At 73.9% G+C, this 20036-nt stretch carries 16 protein-coding genes; 10 read left to right on the top strand and 6 right to left on the bottom strand.

Annotated elements, in window-relative coordinates:
• Window positions 1-100: 100 nt before the first annotated feature.
• Entirely contained in the window at window positions 101-928 is an 828-nt protein-coding gene (locus tag CRP51_RS16075; protein WP_097231888.1) for an SAM-dependent methyltransferase, read from the bottom strand.
• A 762-nt stretch (window positions 929-1690) separates the two neighbouring features.
• Here CRP51_RS16075 and CRP51_RS16080 point away from each other — a divergent pair.
• From CRP51_RS16080 to CRP51_RS16090, 3 genes are read left to right on the top strand one after another with little or no spacing between them, the layout of a single operon-like run.
• Complete coding sequence (locus CRP51_RS16080; RefSeq protein WP_439333174.1) at window positions 1691-2866, top strand: quaternary amine ABC transporter ATP-binding protein; 1176 nt, start codon at window positions 1691-1693, stop codon at window positions 2864-2866.
• Window positions 2863-3828, top strand: a complete 966-nt coding sequence (locus CRP51_RS16085; RefSeq protein WP_097231890.1) for an ABC transporter permease — start codon at window positions 2863-2865, stop codon at window positions 3826-3828. Before CRP51_RS16080 ends, CRP51_RS16085 begins: the two co-directional genes overlap by 4 nt.
• 54 nt (window positions 3829-3882) lie before the next feature.
• Window positions 3883-4800: a glycine betaine ABC transporter substrate-binding protein gene (locus tag CRP51_RS16090; RefSeq protein WP_097231891.1), complete on the top strand. Its 918-nt coding sequence runs from the start codon at window positions 3883-3885 to the stop codon at window positions 4798-4800.
• A 150-nt stretch (window positions 4801-4950) separates the two neighbouring features.
• On the opposite strand, the gene CRP51_RS16095 is transcribed toward CRP51_RS16090, so the two are convergent.
• Both CRP51_RS16095 and CRP51_RS16100 read right to left on the bottom strand, forming a co-directional pair.
• Window positions 4951-6315 (bottom strand): DUF6271 family protein, encoded by a 1365-nt coding sequence (locus CRP51_RS16095; protein WP_097231892.1) that lies wholly within the window; start codon window positions 6313-6315, stop codon window positions 4951-4953.
• 91 nt (window positions 6316-6406) lie between these two features.
• The gene (locus CRP51_RS16100; protein WP_245880615.1) at window positions 6407-7078 is read right to left on the bottom strand and encodes a TetR/AcrR family transcriptional regulator; all 672 of its coding nucleotides are present in this window, start codon (window positions 7076-7078) and stop codon (window positions 6407-6409) included.
• A 159-nt stretch (window positions 7079-7237) separates the two neighbouring features.
• On the opposite strand from CRP51_RS16100, the gene CRP51_RS16105 reads away from it, so the two are divergent.
• Window positions 7238-8359 (top strand): FAD-dependent monooxygenase, encoded by a 1122-nt coding sequence (locus CRP51_RS16105; RefSeq protein ID WP_097231893.1) that lies wholly within the window; start codon window positions 7238-7240, stop codon window positions 8357-8359.
• A gap of 71 nt (window positions 8360-8430) precedes the next feature.
• The gene (locus CRP51_RS16110; RefSeq protein ID WP_245880616.1) at window positions 8431-9879 is read left to right on the top strand and encodes an MFS transporter; all 1449 of its coding nucleotides are present in this window, start codon (window positions 8431-8433) and stop codon (window positions 9877-9879) included.
• An 18-nt stretch (window positions 9880-9897) separates the two neighbouring features.
• On the opposite strand, the gene CRP51_RS16115 is transcribed toward CRP51_RS16110, so the two are convergent.
• The 3 genes from CRP51_RS16115 to CRP51_RS16125 form a co-directional block, all read right to left on the bottom strand.
• The gene (locus CRP51_RS16115; RefSeq protein WP_097231894.1) at window positions 9898-10626 is read right to left on the bottom strand and encodes a response regulator transcription factor; all 729 of its coding nucleotides are present in this window, start codon (window positions 10624-10626) and stop codon (window positions 9898-9900) included.
• Between the two features lie 177 nt (window positions 10627-10803).
• Complete coding sequence (locus CRP51_RS16120; protein WP_097231895.1) at window positions 10804-12051, bottom strand: sensor histidine kinase; 1248 nt, start codon at window positions 12049-12051, stop codon at window positions 10804-10806.
• 20 nt (window positions 12052-12071) lie between these two features.
• Window positions 12072-14324 (bottom strand): MMPL family transporter, encoded by a 2253-nt coding sequence (locus CRP51_RS16125; RefSeq protein ID WP_097231896.1) that lies wholly within the window; start codon window positions 14322-14324, stop codon window positions 12072-12074.
• Window positions 14325-15045: 721 nt separating this feature from the next.
• On the opposite strand from CRP51_RS16125, the gene CRP51_RS16130 reads away from it, so the two are divergent.
• The 5 genes from CRP51_RS16130 (at window position 15046) to CRP51_RS16150 (ending at window position 20008) form a co-directional block, all read left to right on the top strand.
• Window positions 15046-16884, top strand: a complete 1839-nt coding sequence (locus tag CRP51_RS16130) for a phage tail sheath family protein (protein WP_097231897.1) — start codon at window positions 15046-15048, stop codon at window positions 16882-16884.
• Between the two features lie 43 nt (window positions 16885-16927).
• Window positions 16928-17452: a phage tail protein gene (locus tag CRP51_RS16135; protein WP_097231898.1), complete on the top strand. Its 525-nt coding sequence runs from the start codon at window positions 16928-16930 to the stop codon at window positions 17450-17452.
• Window positions 17453-17645: 193 nt separating this feature from the next.
• On the top strand, window positions 17646-18272 hold the full coding sequence (locus CRP51_RS16140) for a T4 family baseplate hub assembly chaperone (protein ID WP_245880617.1): 627 nt from the start codon (window positions 17646-17648) through the stop codon (window positions 18270-18272).
• Entirely contained in the window at window positions 18265-19035 is a 771-nt protein-coding gene (locus CRP51_RS16145; RefSeq protein ID WP_097231900.1) for a hypothetical protein, read from the top strand. The genes CRP51_RS16140 and CRP51_RS16145 overlap by 8 nt, the downstream gene beginning before the upstream one ends.
• Window positions 19036-19039: 4 nt before the next feature.
• Window positions 19040-20008: a Pvc16 family protein gene (locus CRP51_RS16150; protein ID WP_097231901.1), complete on the top strand. Its 969-nt coding sequence runs from the start codon at window positions 19040-19042 to the stop codon at window positions 20006-20008.
• Window positions 20009-20036: the final 28 nt, after the last annotated feature.

Raw genomic sequence — 20036 nt, forward strand, 5'->3', positions numbered from 1 at the left:
AAGAACGGCCGGCGTGCCGCGCGACGCGGCCGTGGCGCGGAACGGCGGGCGCCCGCCGCGTCCCCGGGGAGGGAGGGGGCGGGCGCCCGCCGCGCGGGAGTCAGGGCTTGCGGGCGACCAGTCCCCACTGGAAGAGCTGGTCCGTGGGCGGGGCGGCCGAGGTCGCGGGACGCCAGCGGGCGATGGGCAGCACGCCCGGTTCCACGATCTCCAACCCCTCGGCGGTGGCCGCCAGTTGAGCCTCGCTGCGCGGGTAGTAGGGCACGGCGCCGGAGGCCGCGTAGTCCTTGTTCAGCGCAATCATCACCGGGTCGTCGATGCTGTCGCAGGTCACCAGGTAGCTGCCGCTCGGCAGCCGCCGCATGTAGTCCTGGACCAGCTCGGCCGCCTCGTCGGGGCGGATGTGGCCGAGCATCGACAGCAGCATCAGGCCGACGGGGCGCTCCAGGTCCAGGGTGTGGCCGGCGGCGGCGAGCACCGCCCCCGGGTCGCGCACGTCGCCCTCCGCGTAGTCCGTGGCGCCCTCGGGGGTCGAGGTCAGCAGCGCCCTGGCGTGGAGGAGCACCAGCGGGTCGTTGTCGACGTAGACGATCCTCGCCTCCGGGTCGTACCGCTGCGCGACCTGGTGGGTGTTGTCGGCCGTCGGCAGGCCGGTGCCGATGTCGAGGAACTGGTCGATACCGGCCTCCTGGACCAGGTAGCGCACCGCGCGGACCAGGAACTCGCGGGAGGCGATCGCCAGCCCCTTCGCCTCCGGGTGGTTGGCCATCAGCTGGTCGACGAGGACCTTGTCCACCTCGTACCAGTCCTGGCCGCCGATCATGTAGTTCCACACACGAGCGGAGTGGGGCACCGATTGGTCGATCCGAGCGATCAGGGCCTCGCGTTCCTGATCGTCCTTGCCAACCTGTCGATCGTCCTGGGTCATCGTGCCGTCCCTTCCTCGGTGGTTCCGGCGGCCGGCGCTTCGACCGGACGCCTTCTCTCCGGCGACCTCGGCCGACGGTGCCGGTCCGACCGCCGAGGTGTCCCTGCGCTCTATCAAGCCACAGGAGGCGGCGCCTGGCACCGAGGCGTGGGCGGCGGGGTGTCCCCGCGGCGCTCGCCGCCCCCGGGGCAGTCGTCTCCGCTTCGCGGTTGCGAACGTTTCATGGGGGCGGTCCAGGCGTGCGCCGGCGCGCGAGGCATGGGGTGAACACGGAGGTATGGCGCCGGCGTCCGAGCGGGCTTGCGGAGGGCCGTTCCGCGCGCGCCCGGAGCCTCCGGGTGTCGCGCGGGTGTCCCGACCTCGCGCGCACCGGGCGTGACCGGGCGAGACCCGGGCTGAGCTGCGCCTTCCGCTCAACGGAAGAGGAAAGTCACGGATGGTGACCGGCGGGCACCCCTGGGCGACCTCCCCCCGGGCCTCCGGCGAGGTCGGAAATGACGCTTTCCCAGGTCGGGCGGGCCTCCGGTGGATCGTTACCGCCTCGGAATGCCTGCAGTGTGCATCTTGTGCACGGCTCGTGTAAGGCTAGACGACGTCGCAGGGCCCACCGGCCACCGGTTTGCGCGCCCCCGACACCGCCGCCCGGCGTGTGATACGCGAGTGCGGCCGCCCCCCGTCCCCGACTCCTGGAGCATCGTGCCGGCCATAGAAGCGACAGGCCTGACCAAGATTTTCGGCCGTAAACCACAACGTGGTGTGCGCATGTTGGCCGAGGGAGCCGACAGAGAGAGGCTGCGCCGCGAGGGACTGACCGCGGCGGTCATCGACGCCACCTTCGACGTCAAGCCCGGCGAGATCTTCGTCGTGATGGGGCTCTCCGGCTCCGGCAAGTCGACGTTGATCCGCATGATCAACGGCCTGTTGGAACCGACCGACGGCACCCTGCGGATCGACGGCGACGACGTCACCCACCTCTCCGCCGCCCGACTGCGCGAGGTGCGGCGCAACAAGGTGAGCATGGTGTTCCAGCACTTCGCTTTGCTGCCGCACCGCACCGTGGGGGAGAACGCCGCCTACGCGCTCCAGTTGCGCGGCGTGAACAAGGCCGACCGGGAGAAGGCCGGCGAGGAGGCCCTCGCCATGGTCGGCCTCGGCGGCTGGGGCGGCCACATGCCCTCCGAGCTCTCCGGCGGTATGCGCCAGCGCGTCGGCCTCGCCCGCGCGCTGGCCGCCGGCACCGACATCATGCTGATGGACGAGGCGTTCAGCGCCCTGGACCCGCTGATCCGCAAGGAGATGCAGGACCAGCTGCTGGAGCTCCAGTCCGACCTCGGCAAGACGATCCTGTTCATCACGCACGACCTCAACGAGGCCATGCGCCTGGGCGAGCGCATCGCGATGATGCGCGACGGGCGGATCGTGCAGGTCGGCAGCGCCGAGGAGATCCTCAACGAGCCGGCCAACGACTACGTCTCCCAGTTCGTCGCCGACGTCGACCGGACCCGGGTGCTCACCGCGGGCGCCGTGATGGAGCGTCCCGTCGCCGTCGTCGGGCCGAACGCCGGCCCCAAGGCCGCGCACCGCCTGATGCGCGAGCACCAGACGCAGGCGCTGCTGGTCGTCAGCAACGACCGCCAGGTGCACGGCGTGGTCTACGAGGAGGACATCGCCGAGGCCGTGCGCGCCGGCGCCGAGAAGCTGCCGCTGCGCGACGGCGAGGGCATCGCCCGGGTCAGCCCGGACGACTTCCTGGCCGACCTGTTCCAGCACGCCGCCGCGACCCGCGCCCCGCTGGCCGTCGTCAACGAGGCGGGCGCGCTGGTCGGCATCATCCCCCGGGTGACGCTGCTCAGCGCGTTGACCCCACCGAGCTTCGACGAGCCCGGTGCCAGTGGTGCCGAAGCCGCCCTGGAGACCACCGCGGGAGGCACCCGATGAACGAGCTGCCGCACATCCCCCTCGGGGAGCGCGTCGACGACGGCATCCGGTGGATCAAGGACAACATGTCCGGTCTGCTGGACGGCATCAAGGACTCGCTGGAGTTCATGGTCGAAGGGCTCAGCGACTGGCTGCTGACGCCGCCCTCGCTGGTGCTGGTGATCCTCTTCGCGCTCCTCGGGCTGGCCATCAGGTCCGTCCGCTTCGCGGTCTTCGTGCTCCTGGGCACGGGGCTGATCGTGAGCATGGAGCTGTGGGAGCCGGCGATGCAGACGCTCTCGATGGTGATCATCGCGACACTCATCGCGGTGGTCATCGCGGTCCCCGTCGGCATCCTCGCCGCCCGCAACAACACGGTCAGCGCCGTCGTCAGGCCGGTTCTCGACCTCATGCAGACCATGCCGGCGCTGGTGTACCTGGTGCCCGTGGTCATCTTCTTCAGCATCGGCTACGCCCCCGGCGTGGTGGCCACCATCGTCTTCTCGATGGCTCCCGGCGTCCGGCTCACCGAGCTGGGCATCCGGCAGGTCGACAAGGAGACCGTGGAGGCGGGCCAGGCCTTCGGCGGCACGCCGTGGCAGATCCTGCGGGGCATTCAGCTGCCGCTGGGGCTGCCGACCATCATGGCCGGCATCAACCAGGTGATCATGCTCGCCCTGTCCATGGCCGTCATGGCCGGCTTCGTGGGCGCCGACGGGCTCGGCAAGATCGTGGTCGAGTCGCTCTCCCGCGTCAACGTCGCGCAGGGCTTCGAGGCCGGTCTCGCGATCGTGATCCTCGCGATCTTCCTGGACCGGACCACCGGAGCCATCGGGCAGCCCACCGGGCGCTCGCTCGGCGCCTTCCTGCGCCGCCGCCGTCAGGCGGCCTCGCGGGCCGCGAACGAGCGGGCCGCCGACGCGGGGGCCACGGAGCCGCCGGCCAAGGAGCCGCGCGGCGCGGAAACCGTCTCCGCGGCCTGACGCCCGACATCCCCCCAGACGTAACTTCCCCTGTCGTCAAGAGAAAGAGACCCCATGAGAACCCCGACTCCTCGCCTTCGTCAGCTCTCCGCCGTGGCGGTCGCCGCCGGGCTCGGCCTCTCGCTGGCCGCCTGCGGCGGCTCGGACGACGACGAGAGCAACGGCGGCGGCGATGGGAAGTCCATCACCCTCGGCTACATCCCGTCCTGGACCGACGGTCTGAGCACCGCCTACCTGCTGGAGAACCTCCTGGAGGAGGCCGGCTACACGGTCGAGCACGAGGAGATCAGCGAGGCCGGTGTGCTCTACACCGCGCTCTCCGAGGGCGACGTCGACATGTTCCCCTCGGCGTGGCCCGAGGTGACCCACGCCTCCTACATGGAGCAGTACGGCGACCGCATCGAGGACATCGGCGCCTACTACGACAACGCGGTGCTCACCTTCGCCGTTCCCGAGTACAGCGAGATCACCTCGATCGACCAGCTGCCCGACCACGTCGACGAGCTGGGCGGCCAGATCGTGGGCATCGAGCCCGGCGCCGGCCTGACCGAGGTCACCCAGAACGAGGTCATCCCGACCTACGGCCTGGACGAGGCGGGCTACTCGCTGTCGACCTCCTCCACCTCCACGATGCTCACCGAGCTGGGCAACGCGATCGACCAGGAGGAGGAGATCGTCGTCACGCTGTGGCGTCCGTTCTGGGCCAACGCCGAGTACCCCGTGCGTGACCTGGAGGACCCGGAGGGCGCGCTCGGCGAGCCCGAGGCCCTGCACTTCCTCGGCAAGGAGGGCTTCGCGGACGAGTTCCCCGAGGTCGCCGAGTGGATCGAGGGCATCAAGCTCTCCGACGAGGAGTACGGCTCGCTTGAGGACCTCGTCGTGAACGAGCACGCGGACGACCCGGCCGCCGGTGTCGAGGCGTGGCTGGAGGACAACGCCGACGTCGTCGGCGCCCCGCCGGCCGCCAGCTGACGCGCGGCGCGCGGTCCCCGGCGCGGCCCCGGTCCGATCCCCGGACCGGGGCCGCGCCGTGTCCGCGGCCGCGCCGCCTCGGGCGCGCGGTGCGGCCGGACCCCGTTTTTGGGGCTCACGCCCCGGACTTCGCGCCCCGGACCTCGCGCCTCACCGCCCGCGCAGCGCGGGCGCGAACTCCGCGAGGTCCAGGTTTCCCGCCCGCTCGACCAGTCCGGGCCAGCGGTCGAGCAGCAGCCGGTGGTGCGCGTAGTCCGCGTCGAGCTCGCGCACGTACCGTTCGGCGTTCTCCGCCAGATGCCGGCCGATGCGCGCGTACCGCTCGTCGAACGGGATCAGGATCTCCTCGGCGAGCGCCGTGATCCTCGCCGCCCGGCCGGCCGGGTCGGCGCCCGGCAGCGCGCCGACCGCGCGGCCGATCGCCGCCCGCAGCTCCGCCGGGATCAGCTCCCCGCCCGCCAGGTCGGCGCGTCCCAGGGCGCCGGGCTCGTACAGCGGCCCGTAGCTGTTGAAGTAGTCGGCGAACCGGGCGACGCCCTCCCAGTACAGCCGCTTCTGCTCGGGCACGAAGCGCCCCGAGTGGTAGGCGTGGAAGACCGCCCTGGTGTGGTGGAGCGCCGGGATGCCGAGCGCCATCGCCAGGTCGAAGCCGAAGTAGTCGACGGCCAGGTTGTTGTCGCTGGGCACGCTCGGCATGAGTTCGTGCACGCGGGTGACGGCGACGTTGCCGCAGTCGGGGTCGGCGCCCTCGTTGGGCGCCAGGCGCAGCGTCCGCGCGTCTCGCCCGTCGTACACCTGCTCGGCCGGGAAGACCTCCTCGACCAGCGCGGGCACGTCCTCGGGGGCGAAGCCCAGGATCTCGTAGAGCCGGTGGACGATGCCGTAGGAACGCCCCGCGAGGTCCTTGACGTCGAGGTTCCACTCGCCGAAGTAGTTGCCGCCCACCACGCAGACCGGCGCGTCCTCGACGGCCGGACCCGCGCCCTCGGCCCCGTCCGCGTCGACGTCCCCGACGCGCCGGCCCAGGAACGCCAGCTCCACCTCGATCGGGAACCGGCCGGCGGCCTGGGGGACCTCCTCGTCCAGCAGCCGGGTGTCGGAGTCGCGCCGGTGCAGGGCGTCGGCCCCGAACGAGGCGGTCATCAGGAAGAGCTTGTTCATCGCGGTGCCGTAGTTGCGTCGCGGCGAGCGGAACATCTCGGCGACGGCGGCGGGTTCGCCCCGCAGCAGCTCGTCGAAGTAGGCGTGCTGCGCGTCCAGGGTGAGGTGGTGGACGGGCTGGTCCGGGCGGGCGCGGGCCAGCGCGGCCAGCGCCTCGGCGTTGACCGGCACGCTGGGTCCCCGGTCGGTCTCCGAGACCACCAGCGGGATCGACCTGCCGGCCCGTTCCCTGGCGAAGTCCAGCTCCCTCAGATAGCTGGCGGCGGCGCGGGAGCAGTCCCGGTTGGTGGGGATGAAGAACACCGAGGAGGCGAAGGCGGGTTCGGCGACCAGGTGCGGGGCGATTGCGTCCATCGTGGGTTTCTCTTCTTCGTGCGTGGGGTTCTCAGGCGTCGGCGGCCGTCCGGGTGAGGGTCGGCGGGGGTGACGGCGGAGCCGGTCGCGCTCAGCGCTCCGGCGCGGTGGCCCGGATGCCGGCGAGTACCACGCCGACGACGCGCTCCGCGTCCTCGCGGGAGAAGCGGCGCACCCCGCGGTTGACGATCAGATGCACCGGCCCGGAGATCATCTCGCCGAGGAACCCGCTGTCCACCGGGGGGAGTTCACCCCGTTCGACGGCGGTCTCCACCCGTCGCGTCATGGCGGCGACGCGCTGGTCGAGGATCCTGGTCAGCGTCTGGATGGTGGGGCTCTGGCGTCCGGGCTGGAGGGCGCGTTCCAGTGTCTGGCCGAACGGCGTCTCCAGGCCGCCGGCGAGGGCCAGCAGGAAGTCCACCAGGTCGCGGTGGATGTCTCCGGTGTCGGCGATCGAGGCGAGGTCCTCCGCGTAGCGCAGCAGCGCCTCGACCACCAGCTCCTCGCGGTCCGGCCAGTTGCGGTAGACGCTCGTCTTGTGCACGCCGGCGCACTCCGCGACCTCCTCGTAGCGGAAGCCGGCGATGCCGTCGCGGGCCACCAGCTCGACGGTCGCGTCGAGGATCCTCGTCCGCACCCGCGCGTTGCGGCCGCCGGGGCGGCGTGCCGGCTGCCGGTCAGCGGTGCCGTTGGCCATCGCCGCGTCCAACCTCTCCTCGTTGCCCGGGAGCTGATTGTGACCAGGGGCGGCGTTGCGGTGCAAGCGGGTAGTGAGTACGCTCGCTAAAAGCGACAGAGTGTTTCTTTTAAGGTCGGGCTGTCGCGGTCCCCGCCCGTCCGCCCACGTGACGCCGCCGCGGACCGCGCCCTCCTCCTCGCTTTCTCGTCTCCCCGAAGCCCCCTCGATCCCTGGAGTGCACCCGTGAAGATCCTCGTCTCCGGAGCCGGCGTCGCCGGGCTCGCCTGCGCGCGCGAACTCGGCACCCGGGGCCACGACATCACCGTCGTCGAACACGCCCCCCGACTCCGTGTCACCGGCACGCCCATCGACATCCGCGGCGACGCGATCGAGGCCGTGGAGCGGATGGGGCTGCTCGCAGAGGTCCGACGGCACCGCGTCCGGATGTCCGAGTCCGTCCGCTTCGTCGACGCCGACGGCACCCCCGTGGCCCGCATACCGATGTCCGAGGTCAGCGACTCCGACGACGACATCGAGCTGCTCAGGGGCGACCTCGTGCGGGTCCTCGCCGACGCCCTCCCGGCCGGCGTGACGCTCCGCTTCGACGACGCCGTCCGGAGCCTGGGGAACGTCGAGGGCGAGCGGGGCGTCGACGTGCTCCTCGCCTCCGGCCACACCGGCCGCTACGACCTGGTGATCGGCGCCGACGGCCAACACTCGGTCGTCCGCGACCTGTTGTTCGGCCCCGAGGAGAAGCACCTGCGCCACCTCGGGGTCTATCTCGCCCTCGCCGCCCTCCCCGACGAGCCCCGCACCGGCGGCGCCAACCTGATCCACAACGTCCCCGGCCGGATGGCCGGCGTCTTCCACTACGGGGGCGGGGCCGTCGCCGTCTTCCAGTTCCGCTCCGAGCGCCCCGACCTCGACCGACACGATCCGGAAGGTCAGAAGCGGGCCCTGCGCGAGGCGTTCGAAGGCCACCGCTCCTGGCGCATTCCCGAACTCCTCGCCGCGGCCCACGCCGACCCCGACTTCTTCCTCACCCCCGCGGGCCAGATCCACCTCCCCACCTGGCACCTGGGGCGCGCCGCCCTGGTCGGCGACGCCGGCTACTGCGCGGCCTACCTCTCCGGCCGCGGCACCTCGCTCGCCCTCACCGGCGCCCGCTTCCTCGCCGAGGAACTCGAACGCGCCGGCGGCGACCACGCCCTCGCGTTCGCCCGGTACGAGACGCGGCAACGGCCCTACGTCGACTTCGCCCAGGACAGCGTCCACGGCGGACGCGACCGCATCGTGCCCGCCACCTGGGAGGACATCGCCGCCCGCGACGAGGCCCTGCGCGCCGCCGGAGCCGGCGAGCCCTGAGCGCGGCGCCCCGCCCCGGCCCGGCCGACCGCCGGGTCCCGCACCCTCGACGCGCTGGAGAAGAACACCCCGTGAAAGTGATCTCGCGACACCCCGCCCCCCTCGCCCCGGAGCCCCGGGAAGAGGGCTGGAGCAGGCGGCTCGTCGGGTGGGCGGCCGTGCTGACCCTCGCCAACGTCCTCGCCGACGTGGCGATCGGCTCCCCGATGCTGGTCCTGCCGCAGTTACTCGAACACTTCGACACCGACCAGGCCGCCTGGCTCAACGCGAGCGCCATGCTGGCCGGCGCCATCTGGTCGCCGCTCCTCGCCAAGTGCTCCGACCTCTACGGCAGGCGACGCGTCCTCGTCTGCACGCTGGTGCTGGCCTGCGCCGGGGCGCTGGTCTGCTTCGCCGCGCCGAACGTCTGGGTCTTCCTGGCGGGGCGCTTCCTCCAGGGCGCGGCCTTCGGCGCGGTCTTCCTCACCGTCGCCCTCGCCCGCCAGATCTGCGCCCCGCGCGTGGCGATGGCCCTCATCGGACTCGTCACCTCCGGCTCCTCCGTCATCGGCATCGTCGAGCCGTTCGTGATGGAACCGGTGATCGACCTCTTCGGGCCCCGCAGCGTGTTCATGGCGGCGGCGGTGCTCGCCGCCGTCGCGGCGCTGTGCGTGCGCGCGTTCATCCCGGAGTCCCCGGTGCGCGGCACCGGCCGGGTCGACCTGGCCGGGGCGCTCCTGCTCGGCGGCGGCCTCGGCGGGGTGCTGGCCTACATCAGCCTCGGCGGCGACCTCGGCTGGCTGACCGGCGGCATGGTCGCGCTGCTGCTCGCGGGCGCCGCGGCGCTGGCGGGCTGGGCGTTCCACACGCTGCGGGTCGACGAGCCCGTCATCGACCTGCGGGCCCTCACCCGCCCGATCCTGCTGACGCTGCTGGCCCTGGTGCTGGCGGCCGGCTCCTTCCGGGCCACCCTCCAACTGGTCAGCATCGTCGCCCAGGTTCCCCCCGACCTCGGACTCGGCTACGGCCTCGGCGACCGGGACGCCGTCTCGATCCTGCTGGCCACACCCAACGCCGGCATCGTCGTCGGCGGCGTCCTCGCCGGCTGGGCCGCCGGCCGCTACGGGCCCGCGCTGCCGCTCCTCGCCGGCATCGGCCTCGGCACCGTGGCGACCCTCGCGATGCTGGCGGGCGTCTCCACGCTGCCGACGGCGATCGCCTGCGGTGCCATGGTCGGCATGGCCGCCGGCGCGATCGGCGCCTCCGGCTACAACATGGCGACCGGCGTCGCGACACCCGAGCGGCAGGGCACGGTCGCCGGCCTGGTGTCGGTCGTCCTCGCCCTCGGCTCGGTCGTCTTCACCTTCGCCGGGGGAGAGGTGCTCAAGGCGAGCCAGGTGCCCGGCACGCTCGCCGACGGAGCGCCGGCCAGCTCGGCGACCGGCGTCCACGTCTATGTCGCCCTGGCGGCCGGCCTCTTCGCCCTCGCCGCGGTGCCCGCGGTGCTGCTGGCGCGCGCGTCCGCGCGGCCCCGGGGCTGACCGGCCGGGTCCCGCCGCCTACCGCGACGGGCGGCCGGTCCCCTCGTCGGGGGAGACGCGGGCCAGGCCCGTCCGGTAGGCGATGACGACCAACTGCGCCCGGTCGCGGGCCTCCAGCTTCGTCATGGCCCGCTGCACGTGGGCGCGGACGGTGAACGGGCTGAGGAACATCCGCTCCGCGATCTCCTGGTTCGACAGCCCCGTCGCGACCAGCGCCACCATCTCCCGCTCGCGCGGGGTGAGCGCGGCCAGCCGCTCCGGCTGGCGCGGCGGGGCCTGGTCCGGCGTGGCCAGGAAGCGGGAGACGAGCGAACGGGTCGCGGCGGGCGACAGCAGCGTGTCGCCGTCGGCGATGGTCCGCACGGCGGCCAGCAGGTCCTCCGCGCCGATGCCCTTGCCGATGAAGCCGCCGGCCCCCGCGCGCAGCGCCTGGGCGACGTACTCGTCCGTCTCGTACGTGGTGAGGACCAGGATGCGGCTGTCGCGCAGCTCCGGGTCCGCGCAGATCTCCGTCGTGGCGGCGAGCCCGTCCATCTCGGGCATCCGGATGTCCATGATCACCACGTCCGGCCGCAGCTGACGGGTCAGCCGCACCGCCTCGCGCCCGTCGGCGGCCTCGCCGACGACCTCGATGTCCTCGGCCGAGTCCAGCAGCAGCCGGAACGCCCCGCGCAGCAGGGCCTGGTCGTCGGCGAGGAGGACCCGGACACACCCGGCGCCGGTCCGGCCTGGAGGCTGCGAGGTCATGCCGGACATCGTAGGCGCCGACGCGCCGACGCGAGCGCCCGGCCGCCCCGGGCGCCGGGGGCGCGGGAAACCGCCGGCGGCTCCCCGCCTCCCCGCGTCAGCGCCGTACGGACGGCGGCCCGGCCGGCCCCCGGAGCTCCGACGGCTGCGCTCGGGGGGTCGGGCGAACGCCCCGTGTCACGCCGTGGCGTCCGGTGGCTCGTCGGCCGGCGGGGGCGGTCCCGGGGGGCGGGAGGCGTCCCTGGCCGGGGGGAGGGGAAGGCGGGCGGTGACGAGGAAGCCGCCCTCCGGGCGGTGGACGGCGGTCAGGTGGCCGCCGACGGCGGTCGCGCGTTCGCGCATCCCGATCAGGCCGTAGCCGGGGGTGTGGTCCGGTGGCGGGACGGTTCCGGGGCCGTCGTCCGCGACCGTGAGGGTCAACTGGTCGCGGGACCAGTCCAGTCGGAGTCGGGCGGTGCCGGTGCCGGCGTGCTTGGTCACGTTGGTGAGGGCCTCCTGGGCGATGCGGTAGGCCGTGAGGTCCACCCCGGGAGGCAACGGCCGGGCCGTGCCCTCGTGTCGCACCGCCACCTCAAGGCCCGCGGTGCGGAAGGACTCCAGCAGGGTGGGCAGCCGGGAGAGTCCGGGCGCCGGTTCCTCGGGCGTCGCCGCGTCGCCGGTGCGGCGCAACAGGCCGACGGTGGCGCGCAGTTCGTCCAGGGCGTTGCTGGTGGTCTCGACGAGCTCGTCGAGGCTGGCGCGGGTCTGCTCCGGGCGGGTGTCGAAGAGGTGCGCGGCGACCGACGCCTGCGCGTTGGCCAGGGTGATCTGGTGCGCCACCAGGTCGTGCAACTCGCGGGCGATGCGCACCCGTTCCTCGTCCACCCGGCGGCGGGCCTCGCTGTCCCTGGTCTCCTCGGCGCGTAGGGCCCGTTCCTGGACGGCCGTCAGGTAGGCCCTGCGGTTCCGGGTCGAACGGCCGAGCACGCCGGCCATCAGCGGGACCGCCGCCATGGTTCCCATCCGGCTGGCGTCCTGCCACGAGAGGTCGCCGAAGAGCGGGGTGGAGGCGAGCAGCAGCGCCGCCGCGCTGAGCGAGACCGCGCCCGCCGCGCGCCGTTCCGTGGGCGCGGCGAGCGCGTACGCGTAGGCGGCGATCACGGCGGGCGCCACGATCGGCGGGCTGAGCAGCAGCCCGAGAAGCGGCACCAGCACGCCGATCGCCGTCGTCGCCGCGAGGGTCGCCAGCGGCGCCCGGCGCCGTGCGGGGAGCACGGCGCAGGACGCCACGGCGACCAGGTAGGCGGTCAGCGGCGGCGCCGACAGCGTGTCGTCGACGTGGATCACGCCGCCGAAGAGGCAGAGCACGAACGCCGTCACGAGGACCCCGCCCTCGCGCCACCGGGTGCCGCGCGGTCGGTGGCCGCCGCCTTCTCCGCGTCCCATGGCCGACTCAGCCGCCCGGCTCAGCGCCGGTGCCGGGCGACGGGGAGCGGCGCCGCGGCCGTCTCCGCTTCGGTCGCGGGCGCCGGGGCCCGCCGGTCCAGGCTCTCCCCCTCGATGTCCACACTGGGCAGCACGCGCCTCAGGATACGGGGCATCCACCAGGCGCGGTGGCCCAGCAGCGCCAGGACGGCGGGCGCGATCGCCATGCGGACGACGAAGGCGTCGAACGCGACGGCCGCGGCCAGCCCGACCCCCATCGTCTGGATCGTCGGGCTGCTCATCCCGATGAACCCGGCGAAGACGCTGACCATGATGACGGCCGCCGCGGCGACCACGCGCCCGCTGTGCCGGAAGCCGCTCACGACCGCCTCGTCGGGGGACGCGCCGTGCACGTACGCCTCGCGCATCCGGCTCAGGAGGAAGACCTCGTAGTCCATGGCGAGGCCGAAGACGATCCCGATGACGAGGATCGGCATCAGCGACATCACGGGCCCGGTCTGCTCGATGCCGACGAGGTCGGCGGCCCAGCCCCACTGGAAGACGGCGACGAGCACCCCGAACGCGGCGCCCACCGACAGCAGGAAGCCGAGCGCGGCCTTGACCGGGACCAGTACCGAGCGGAAGACGACGGTCAGCAGCAGTACCGCGAGGCCGATGACGACGGTCAGGTAGGGCAGGAGCGCGTCGGACATCGCCTCGGAGATGTCGATGTTCATCGCGGTCGTGCCGGTGACCAGGACGCTCGCACCCGTGTCGGCCTCGACGGCGGAGACCGCCTCCCGGATGGCGTTCACCAGCTCCTTGGTCTCGCCGCTGTTCGGCGCCGTCTCGGGGACGGCGGTCAGCAGGGCGGTGTCCTCGTTGCCGCTGAGCACCGGTTCCCCGACGGAGGCGACCCCGTCCAGCTCCCGCACGGTCTCGACCACCAGGTCCGTCGTGGCCCGGGTCTCCCCGGACCCGGCGGTGTCGACGACCACCGTCAGGGGGCCGTTGAAGCCCGGGCCGAAGCCCTCGGAGAGCAGGTCGTAGGCGCGGCGTTCGGTGGTCTCCACGGACTTGGACTCGTCGCCCGGCAGGCCGAGTTCGAGCTGGAACGCGGGCAGGGCGACGGCGCCGAGGCCGAGCCCGGCGACCAGCAGCACCGCCACCGGCCGGCGCAGCACCAGCCGCGCCCAGCGGGTGCCGAGCCCCGGCCCGTCGGCGCGGACGGCCACGGACTCGGGGCGCGCGTTCCGCTCGGGCCCGGCACCGCGGCGGGCGGCGCGGGAGAGGACCCGGTCACCGAAGGAGCCGAAGAGCGCCGGGACCAGCGTCAGCGCGACGAGCACGGCCAGCGCGACGGCTCCCGCGCCGCCCATGCCCATCCTGGTCAGCTCGGGGATGCCGACGACACCGAGCCCGACGAGGGCGATGAAGACGGTCGCGCCGGCGAAGACGACGGCGGACCCGGCCGTGCCGACCGCGCGTCCGGCGGCCTCCTCCGGCGCGTGGCCCCGGGCGCGCTCGTCCCGGTAACGGGAGGTGATGAACAGCGCGTAGTCGATGCCGACCGCGAGCCCCAGCATCAGCGCCAGGATGGCGACGGTGGACGTCAGGCCCAGCGGGACGGCCAGCGCGGAGACCAGGCCGAAGGCGATGGCCACGCCCACGAGCGCGGTCAGCAGCGACAGCCCGGCCGCGACCACCGACCCGAGGGCGACGACCAGCACGACGGCCGCCACCGCGACGCCGATGATCTCCGTGGTGCCGCCCGGCTCCTCCTCGGAGTCCAGGGCGGACCCGCCCACCTCGACGGTCAGCCCGGCCTCCCCCGCCCGGTCGGCGGCCTCGCCGAGGGCGTTCCTGGACGCGTCGGTCAGGTCGAGGGCGTCCACGTCGTAGGCGACCGTGGAGTAGGCGATGGTGCCGTCCTCGCTGACGGCGCCGGTCGTGTACGGGTCGGTGGTCGAGGCGACCTGCTCGCCCGCGCCGAGCGCGTCCAGCGTCTCCTCGACGACGGCCCGGTGCTCCGCGGCCGTCACCCGCTGCCCGTCGGGGGCGCGGAAGACGACGCGGGCCTCGGCGCCCTGCGCGTTGCTCTCGGGGAAACGCTCGTCCAGCAGGTCGAACGCCTCCTGGGACTCGGTGCCGGGCATGGAGAGGTCCTCCTCCTCCCCGGCCGGCGCCACGGCGGCGGCGAGGACGGCCACCACGAGGGCCCCCAGCCAGAGGCCGCCCACGAGCCGGCGCCGCCGGAAGGCCCACCGTCCGATCCGGTAAAGAAATGTCGCCACCTGTAGATCACTCCAGACACCTGAGGGAAGCGAGGCGCGAGATCCGCGCGCCTTCCAGACTTCCGTCCGGGGCGCGGCGGGGCATCGTGCGTCGTCGCCGTCTTCCGCTGGTGCGCGGGGACCAGCGGCGCGGCGGGTCTGGTGCGTACGCACCAGGCGCCGGTCCCGGCGGGTGCGCCGGTGACGTCGCCTACAGCCGGGCGGAGTCGGGCGAACGGCCGGTAGGGGTGATATCCGGACACCGGGTGCGTTCGGCCGCTTCTGGCGGGCGACGCGCGCGCCCGCCCGGGGCGCGGGCCGCTGGCCAGCCGCGACAGCCCGGTGCCGAGGAGCGGCGGCGGGGGCGGGGCGCGGCGCGCCTCCCGGGCGACCCCGCGCGCGCCGCCGGCGCCGTCACACGCGGTCCATCTGGGGGGACACTTCGTGAGGCGGGCGCGGGCGGCGTTCTCCGCGCCGGCCGGAAAGGCGGCGGGCGAATGGCCAGAACTGCGCTTGCTGTGCGGGGGTGGTGGGGGAAGTCTTTTACCAGCGTTTTGATAACCGGTTTCCGGACACGGCCCTGAGTGCCGCGAGAAATCAGGGCGTGACAACCCGGGGGGGAAGTCACAGCGGTTGGTCAAGGGCGTCACTTTTCTGGTGGTCGCCCCTTCCTCCCCTGCTCGAAAATCCATCCGTCGCCCGTGCGGTGACGCGGAAAAGGGCTCAAGGGATTGGAGGGGGAATGCCGACGACGCCGAGCTATCCCGGTGTGTATGTCGAGGAGATTCCCAGCAACGTCCGTACCATCACCGCCGTCACCACCTCGACGACCGCCTTCGTCGGGCACACCAGGCGCGGGCCGCTGAACCGCCCGGTGCGGGTGACCAGCTTCGCCGACTACGAGCGCCGCTTCGGCGGCCTCACCGCCAGGAGCGACGTCAGCTACGCCGTGCACCAGTTCTTCGGCAACGGCGGCTCCGTCGCCGTGATCGTGCGCGTCGCCAAAGACGGCACCGGCAGGGAGGCGGAGGTCACCCTCGACTCCACCGAGGGCAAGAGCGAGTGCCCCGCGCTGCGGGTCCGCGCCAAGGAGCCGGGCGCCTGGGGTTCGCGCCTGCGGGTGGCGGTCGACTACGACACCGGCGAGCCCGACGAGACGTTCAACCTCCGGGTGCTGCACGGGGACAGCCCGCGCGAGTACTTCACCGGGGTCTCCCTCGACCCCGGTCACGGCCGCTACGCGCCGACCGTGGTCAACGACGGCTCCGCGCTGGTCGCCGTCGAGGCCCTGGACGAGGACCGGCCCGACCCCTCGGGCACCGTCTCCAAGCCGTTCGCCAAGCGGCTGCCGGACCTCGCGGTGGAACTCACCGTCAAGATCGGCGATGTCGAGCGCGAGTTCACCCTCTTCGACCCGCGCCGCGACGGCGAACCCCCCGCCACCGTCACCCAGTTGGCGCTGCTGCTGGAACGCAAGCTGCGTGCCCTGCCGGACGCCCCCGGCAGGCGGGCCTTCGCGGGGGCCGAGGTGATCCCGTTCGGCCAGCGGCTCCAGACCGTCGCCGGCTCCACCGACCCGGCGGATGTGGTGCGCTTCGTCGGGGAGTGCGCCAACGACCTGGGCCTGGAAGCCTCGGTCAACCCGCCGGTCTTCGCGCTCACCGGCGGCGAGGACGGCGACCCGCCCGGCCCCCGCGACCTGATCGGCAGCGGCGGCACCGGCCTCCAGGCGCTGCGGGACGTCGACGACGTCAACCTGCTGGCGCTGCCGGAGCTCGCCGGCTACGACTCCGTCGATGACATCGTCACCGTGCTCTCCGCCGCCCAACTCCTCTGCGAGGAACGGCGGATCTTCCTGCTCGCCGACGCGCCCGCCGCCTGGGGCAGCGTCGAGGCGGCCCGCGCCGGCATCGGGGCCTTCGACTCCGTCCGGGGCGACCACGCCGCCCTCTACTTCCCGCAGGTGCGGCTCACCGACCCGCTCACCGGGCGGCTCCGCTCGTTCCCGCCCTCCGGCGCGGTCGCCGGGGTGTACGCCCGCACCGACGCCGAACGCGGGGTGTGGAAGGCGGCGGCCGGCACGGAAGCGGTGCTCGCCGGGGTCAACTCCCTGGCCGTGCGGCTGTCCGACCGGGAGAACGGCCTGCTCAACCCGCTGGGCGTCAACTGCCTGCGGACCGTTCCGCTGGTCGGGTCCGTCGTGTGGGGCGCGCGGACCCTGGCCGGCACCGACGCCGGCGGCAGCGAGTGGACGTACGCGCCGGTCCGCCGCCTCGCGCTCCACGTGGAGGAGAGCCTGCACCGGGGGCTGAGGTGGGTCGTCTTCGAGCCGAACGACGAGCAGTTGTGGCAGCAGATCAGGCTGAACGTCTCGGCCTATCTCCAGGACCTGTTCCAGCGGGGCGCTTTCAAGGGGAACACGCCGCGCCAGTCGTATTTCGTCAAGTGTGACGCGGAGACCACCACCGGCGCCGACATCGAGGCGGGCATCGTCAACGTCGTGGTGGGAATCGCCCCGGTCCGGCCGGCGGAGTTCGTGATCGTGCGACTCCAGCAACTCGCCGGCCAGTTCCAGCTCTGACCGGCCGCCGCGTACCGCCAACACGAGGAACCGAGGGAATCCGATGGCAGAGTTCCAGGTAAACGCCCATCGCTTCGACCCCTACAAGAACTTCAAGTTCCTGGTCCTGTGGGACGGTCGAACGGTCGCCGGCGTCAGCAAGATCAGCGCGCTGAAGCGCACCACGGAGGTCGTCAAGCACCGCCACGGCGGCGACCCCAGCTCGCCCCGGCTGTCGCCCGGCCGCTCCGAGTTCGAGGGCGTCACCCTGGAGCGCGGCGTCACCCACGACCCGGAGTTCGACCGCTGGGCCAACAAGGTCTGGCAGATCGGCGCCGGGCTCGGCGCCGAGAGCTCGCTGGCCGACTTCCGCAAGAACATCGTGATCCAGGTCCTCAACGAGGCCGGCCAGGTCGCGGTCTCCCACCGGCTCTACCGCGCCTGGCCCAGCGAGTACCAGGTGCTCGGCGAGCTGGACGCCAACGCCAACGCGGTCGCCATCCAGAGCCTGAAGGTGGAGTGCGAGGGCTGGGAGCGGGACTACGAGGTGCCGGAACCGGTCGAGCCCTCCTTCACCCACCCCGCCTGAACGGGCGGTCGCCGAGGGGCGGCGAGACGGACGGGCGGTCGGCGCCCGGCCGACGGCGACGGGAGAGGGGGAGGTCCCACTGGACACGACCGAGCTGCTGGCCCTCTGGGAGACGGGGCTCGCCCAGCACGACCGGGCGCGCGCCCTGACGCTGCACCACGCCGCGCGCCCCACGGCCGGCACCGAGGAGCTGATGGCCGCCCCGGTCGGCGCGCGGGAACGCGACCTGTACGCGCTGCGGGCCGCGCTCTTCGGCGCCACCATGCGGGTGGTGACCGAGTGCGGGGCCTGCGGCGAGGTCGTCGAGTTCGACCTCGACGCGCTCCAGTTGAGCACACCGCCGCAGCCGTCGCGGGCGCCGGCGCGGGTGGCCCACGACGGCTGGGAGCTGGAGTACCGGGTGCCCACCGTCGCCGACCTGGGCGCGGTGGCCGACACGGCAGCCGACGCGGCGGAGGCCCGCCGGCTGCTGGCCGCCCGCTGCGTCACGGCGGCGTGGCGTGACGGCGAGCCGCGGCCCGTCGAGGAGCTCCCGGAACCGCTGCCGGAACCGCTCGTCCGCCGGCTCGCCGAGGCGGCGGAACGGGCGGACCCCGGCGCCGACCTGACGTTGAAGATCACCTGCCCCGAGTGCGGCGCGACCACCCCGGCCGCCCTCGACATCGCCTCCCACCTGTGGACGGAACTCGACTCCTGGGCCCGCGACCTGCTGCTCGACGTTCATCTGCTGGCCCTGGCCTATGGCTGGAGCGAGTCGTCCATCCTCGCGCTCAGCCCGCTGCGGCGGCGCTACTACCTGGAGCTGTGCGCCGATGCCTGACCGACCAGAACCCACCGGCCCCGCCGACCACTTCGACCGGCTGCTCGCCCGACACACGCCCGTGGCGCCGACGCGCGTCCCCCGGGTGCGGCCCCGGCTGCCCGGTCCGTTCGAACGCGTCGAGTCGCTGCGGGCCGACCCGGGGGCGCTCGACCCCCCGGGTCGCCCCGGGCCCGTTCCGTTCCCGTCGACACCGGAGCGGGCCCGGGACCGGGCGTTCCCCGGGCGGCCCGCGACGCGCGAGACCAGGACCGAGCACCACACGGTGGAGCGCGCCGCCCCCGCCCCGGGGCCCGCGCCAGGACCGGCCGAGGCGGGCCGCCCCCGGGCGGCGGCGCCGGGGGAGCGGGCCGCGCGCGTCGCCCCGGTGGTGCCGCGCCGGGCCGCCGCGCCGGCGCCGGCCGAGCCGGCCGGCCGGGCGGAGGCCGCACCGGCGCGGGCGGCCGGGGCCCCGCCCGGCGGCCCGGCGGTCCGGCGGGCGCCGGTGCCGTCGGCGCCGCCGGCCCGTCCACCCGCCGCGCGGGCCTCGCCCGCGCCGGCGGACGCGCTGCGGGCCGCCGCCGCGCGCAGGAGCGCGCGGCCGCCCGAGCGGGTCGTGCGGGTGCGGATCGGCCGGCTCGAGGTCAACGCCGCGCCGCCGCCCCGCGCCGCCGCCCGCCGGGACGGCGACGGCGCCGCCGCCGGCAGGGCGGCACCGACGGTGTCCCTCCGGGACTTTCTCGCCGGCGGGTCCCGGGGCCGCGAAGGGGAGATGAGGAAGTGACGAGATGAGCAACGCGCTCGCGATCGCGCATGTCACGCAGGCCCTGACGCTGCTGATCGCCAACAACCTCCAGCCCGAGATCGACATCGCGGTGCATGTCGAGCCCCGCCGTCCGCCCGCCGACCCGCCGACCGAGCCGACGATCACCGTCTTCCTCTACCAGGTCGTGCCCAGCGCCGCCCGCCGCAACGACGACCTGCCGACCCGCGCCGCCGACGGCACCCTCGTCCGGCGCCCGGCGGCGGCCGTGGACCTCAACTACCTGATCACCGCCTACGGGGAGGAGACCGAACTGGTCGGCGAGCGACTGATCGGCGCCGTCACCCGGGTGCTGCACGAGATCCCCGTCCTCCCGTCCGACGTGATCACGGCGGCCGGCGAGCTGCCGCAACTGGCCGGCAGCGACTTCGCGGAGTCGCCCCAGCGGGTGCGGTTCACCCCGATCCAACTGGACATCGAGGAGACCAACAGGCTCTGGGGGATGCTCCACCAGACGCCCTACGCCCTGTCGGTCGCGTACCAGGGGTCGCTGGTGCTGATCGAGGGCCGCGAGCGCCCCACCCCGGCCCCGCCGGTGCGCGAACGCCGCGTGACCGTGGAGCGGGTGACGCCCCCGCCACCGCGCCCGCCCGCCGACGCACCCCCTGCGGGCGCCCGGGGCGGGCGGGCCGCCGACGCGTCCGACGCGTCCGACGCGCCGGCCTCCGGAGGGGCGGCCGGGACGGCGGGTGCGGCCGGGACGGCCGGGAAGCCCACCGCCAGGGCGAAGGCGGCGGGCAAGACGGCGGCCAGGAAGACCACGGCCAAGAAGACGGCGGCGAAGAAGACCACGGCGAAGAAGACCACGGCGAAGAAGACCACGGACAGGAAGACCGCCGCCCGGAAGGGCACGCCCCGGGGGACGGCGCCGCGGGCCGCCGAGCGGGACAAGCCGGACGGGGACGCCAACGGCCCGAGGGAGCAGTCGAGTTGACGCGCGCCCGTAACGCGCGACGGAACGC

This window comes from Streptomyces zhaozhouensis, from assembly GCF_900230195.1.
Classification (GTDB): Bacteria; Actinomycetota; Actinomycetes; order Streptomycetales; family Streptomycetaceae; genus Streptomyces; species Streptomyces zhaozhouensis.

Bases quoted from the DNA above. Each gene is read 5' to 3' on its own strand.
- CRP51_RS16140 (WP_245880617.1), top strand. From the start codon at position 17,646: ATGGCCGCCCCGGTCGGCGCGCGGGAACGCGACCTGTACGCGCTGCGG.
- CRP51_RS16095 (WP_097231892.1), bottom strand. From the start codon at position 6,315: ATGGACGCAATCGCCCCGCACCTGGTCGCCGAACCCGCCTTCGCCTCC.
- CRP51_RS16075 (WP_097231888.1), bottom strand. From the start codon at position 928: ATGACCCAGGACGATCGACAGGTTGGCAAGGACGATCAGGAACGCGAG.
- CRP51_RS16090 (WP_097231891.1), top strand. From the start codon at position 3,883: ATGAGAACCCCGACTCCTCGCCTTCGTCAGCTCTCCGCCGTGGCGGTC.
- CRP51_RS16135 (WP_097231898.1), top strand. From the start codon at position 16,928: ATGGCAGAGTTCCAGGTAAACGCCCATCGCTTCGACCCCTACAAGAAC.
- CRP51_RS16085 (WP_097231890.1), top strand. From the start codon at position 2,863: ATGAACGAGCTGCCGCACATCCCCCTCGGGGAGCGCGTCGACGACGGC.
- CRP51_RS16145 (WP_097231900.1), top strand. From the start codon at position 18,265: ATGCCTGACCGACCAGAACCCACCGGCCCCGCCGACCACTTCGACCGG.
- CRP51_RS16150 (WP_097231901.1), top strand. From the start codon at position 19,040: ATGAGCAACGCGCTCGCGATCGCGCATGTCACGCAGGCCCTGACGCTG.
- CRP51_RS16115 (WP_097231894.1), bottom strand. From the start codon at position 10,626: ATGACCTCGCAGCCTCCAGGCCGGACCGGCGCCGGGTGTGTCCGGGTC.
- CRP51_RS16130 (WP_097231897.1), top strand. From the start codon at position 15,046: ATGCCGACGACGCCGAGCTATCCCGGTGTGTATGTCGAGGAGATTCCC.
- CRP51_RS16080 (WP_439333174.1), top strand. From the start codon at position 1,691: ATGTTGGCCGAGGGAGCCGACAGAGAGAGGCTGCGCCGCGAGGGACTG.
- CRP51_RS16120 (WP_097231895.1), bottom strand. From the start codon at position 12,051: ATGGGACGCGGAGAAGGCGGCGGCCACCGACCGCGCGGCACCCGGTGG.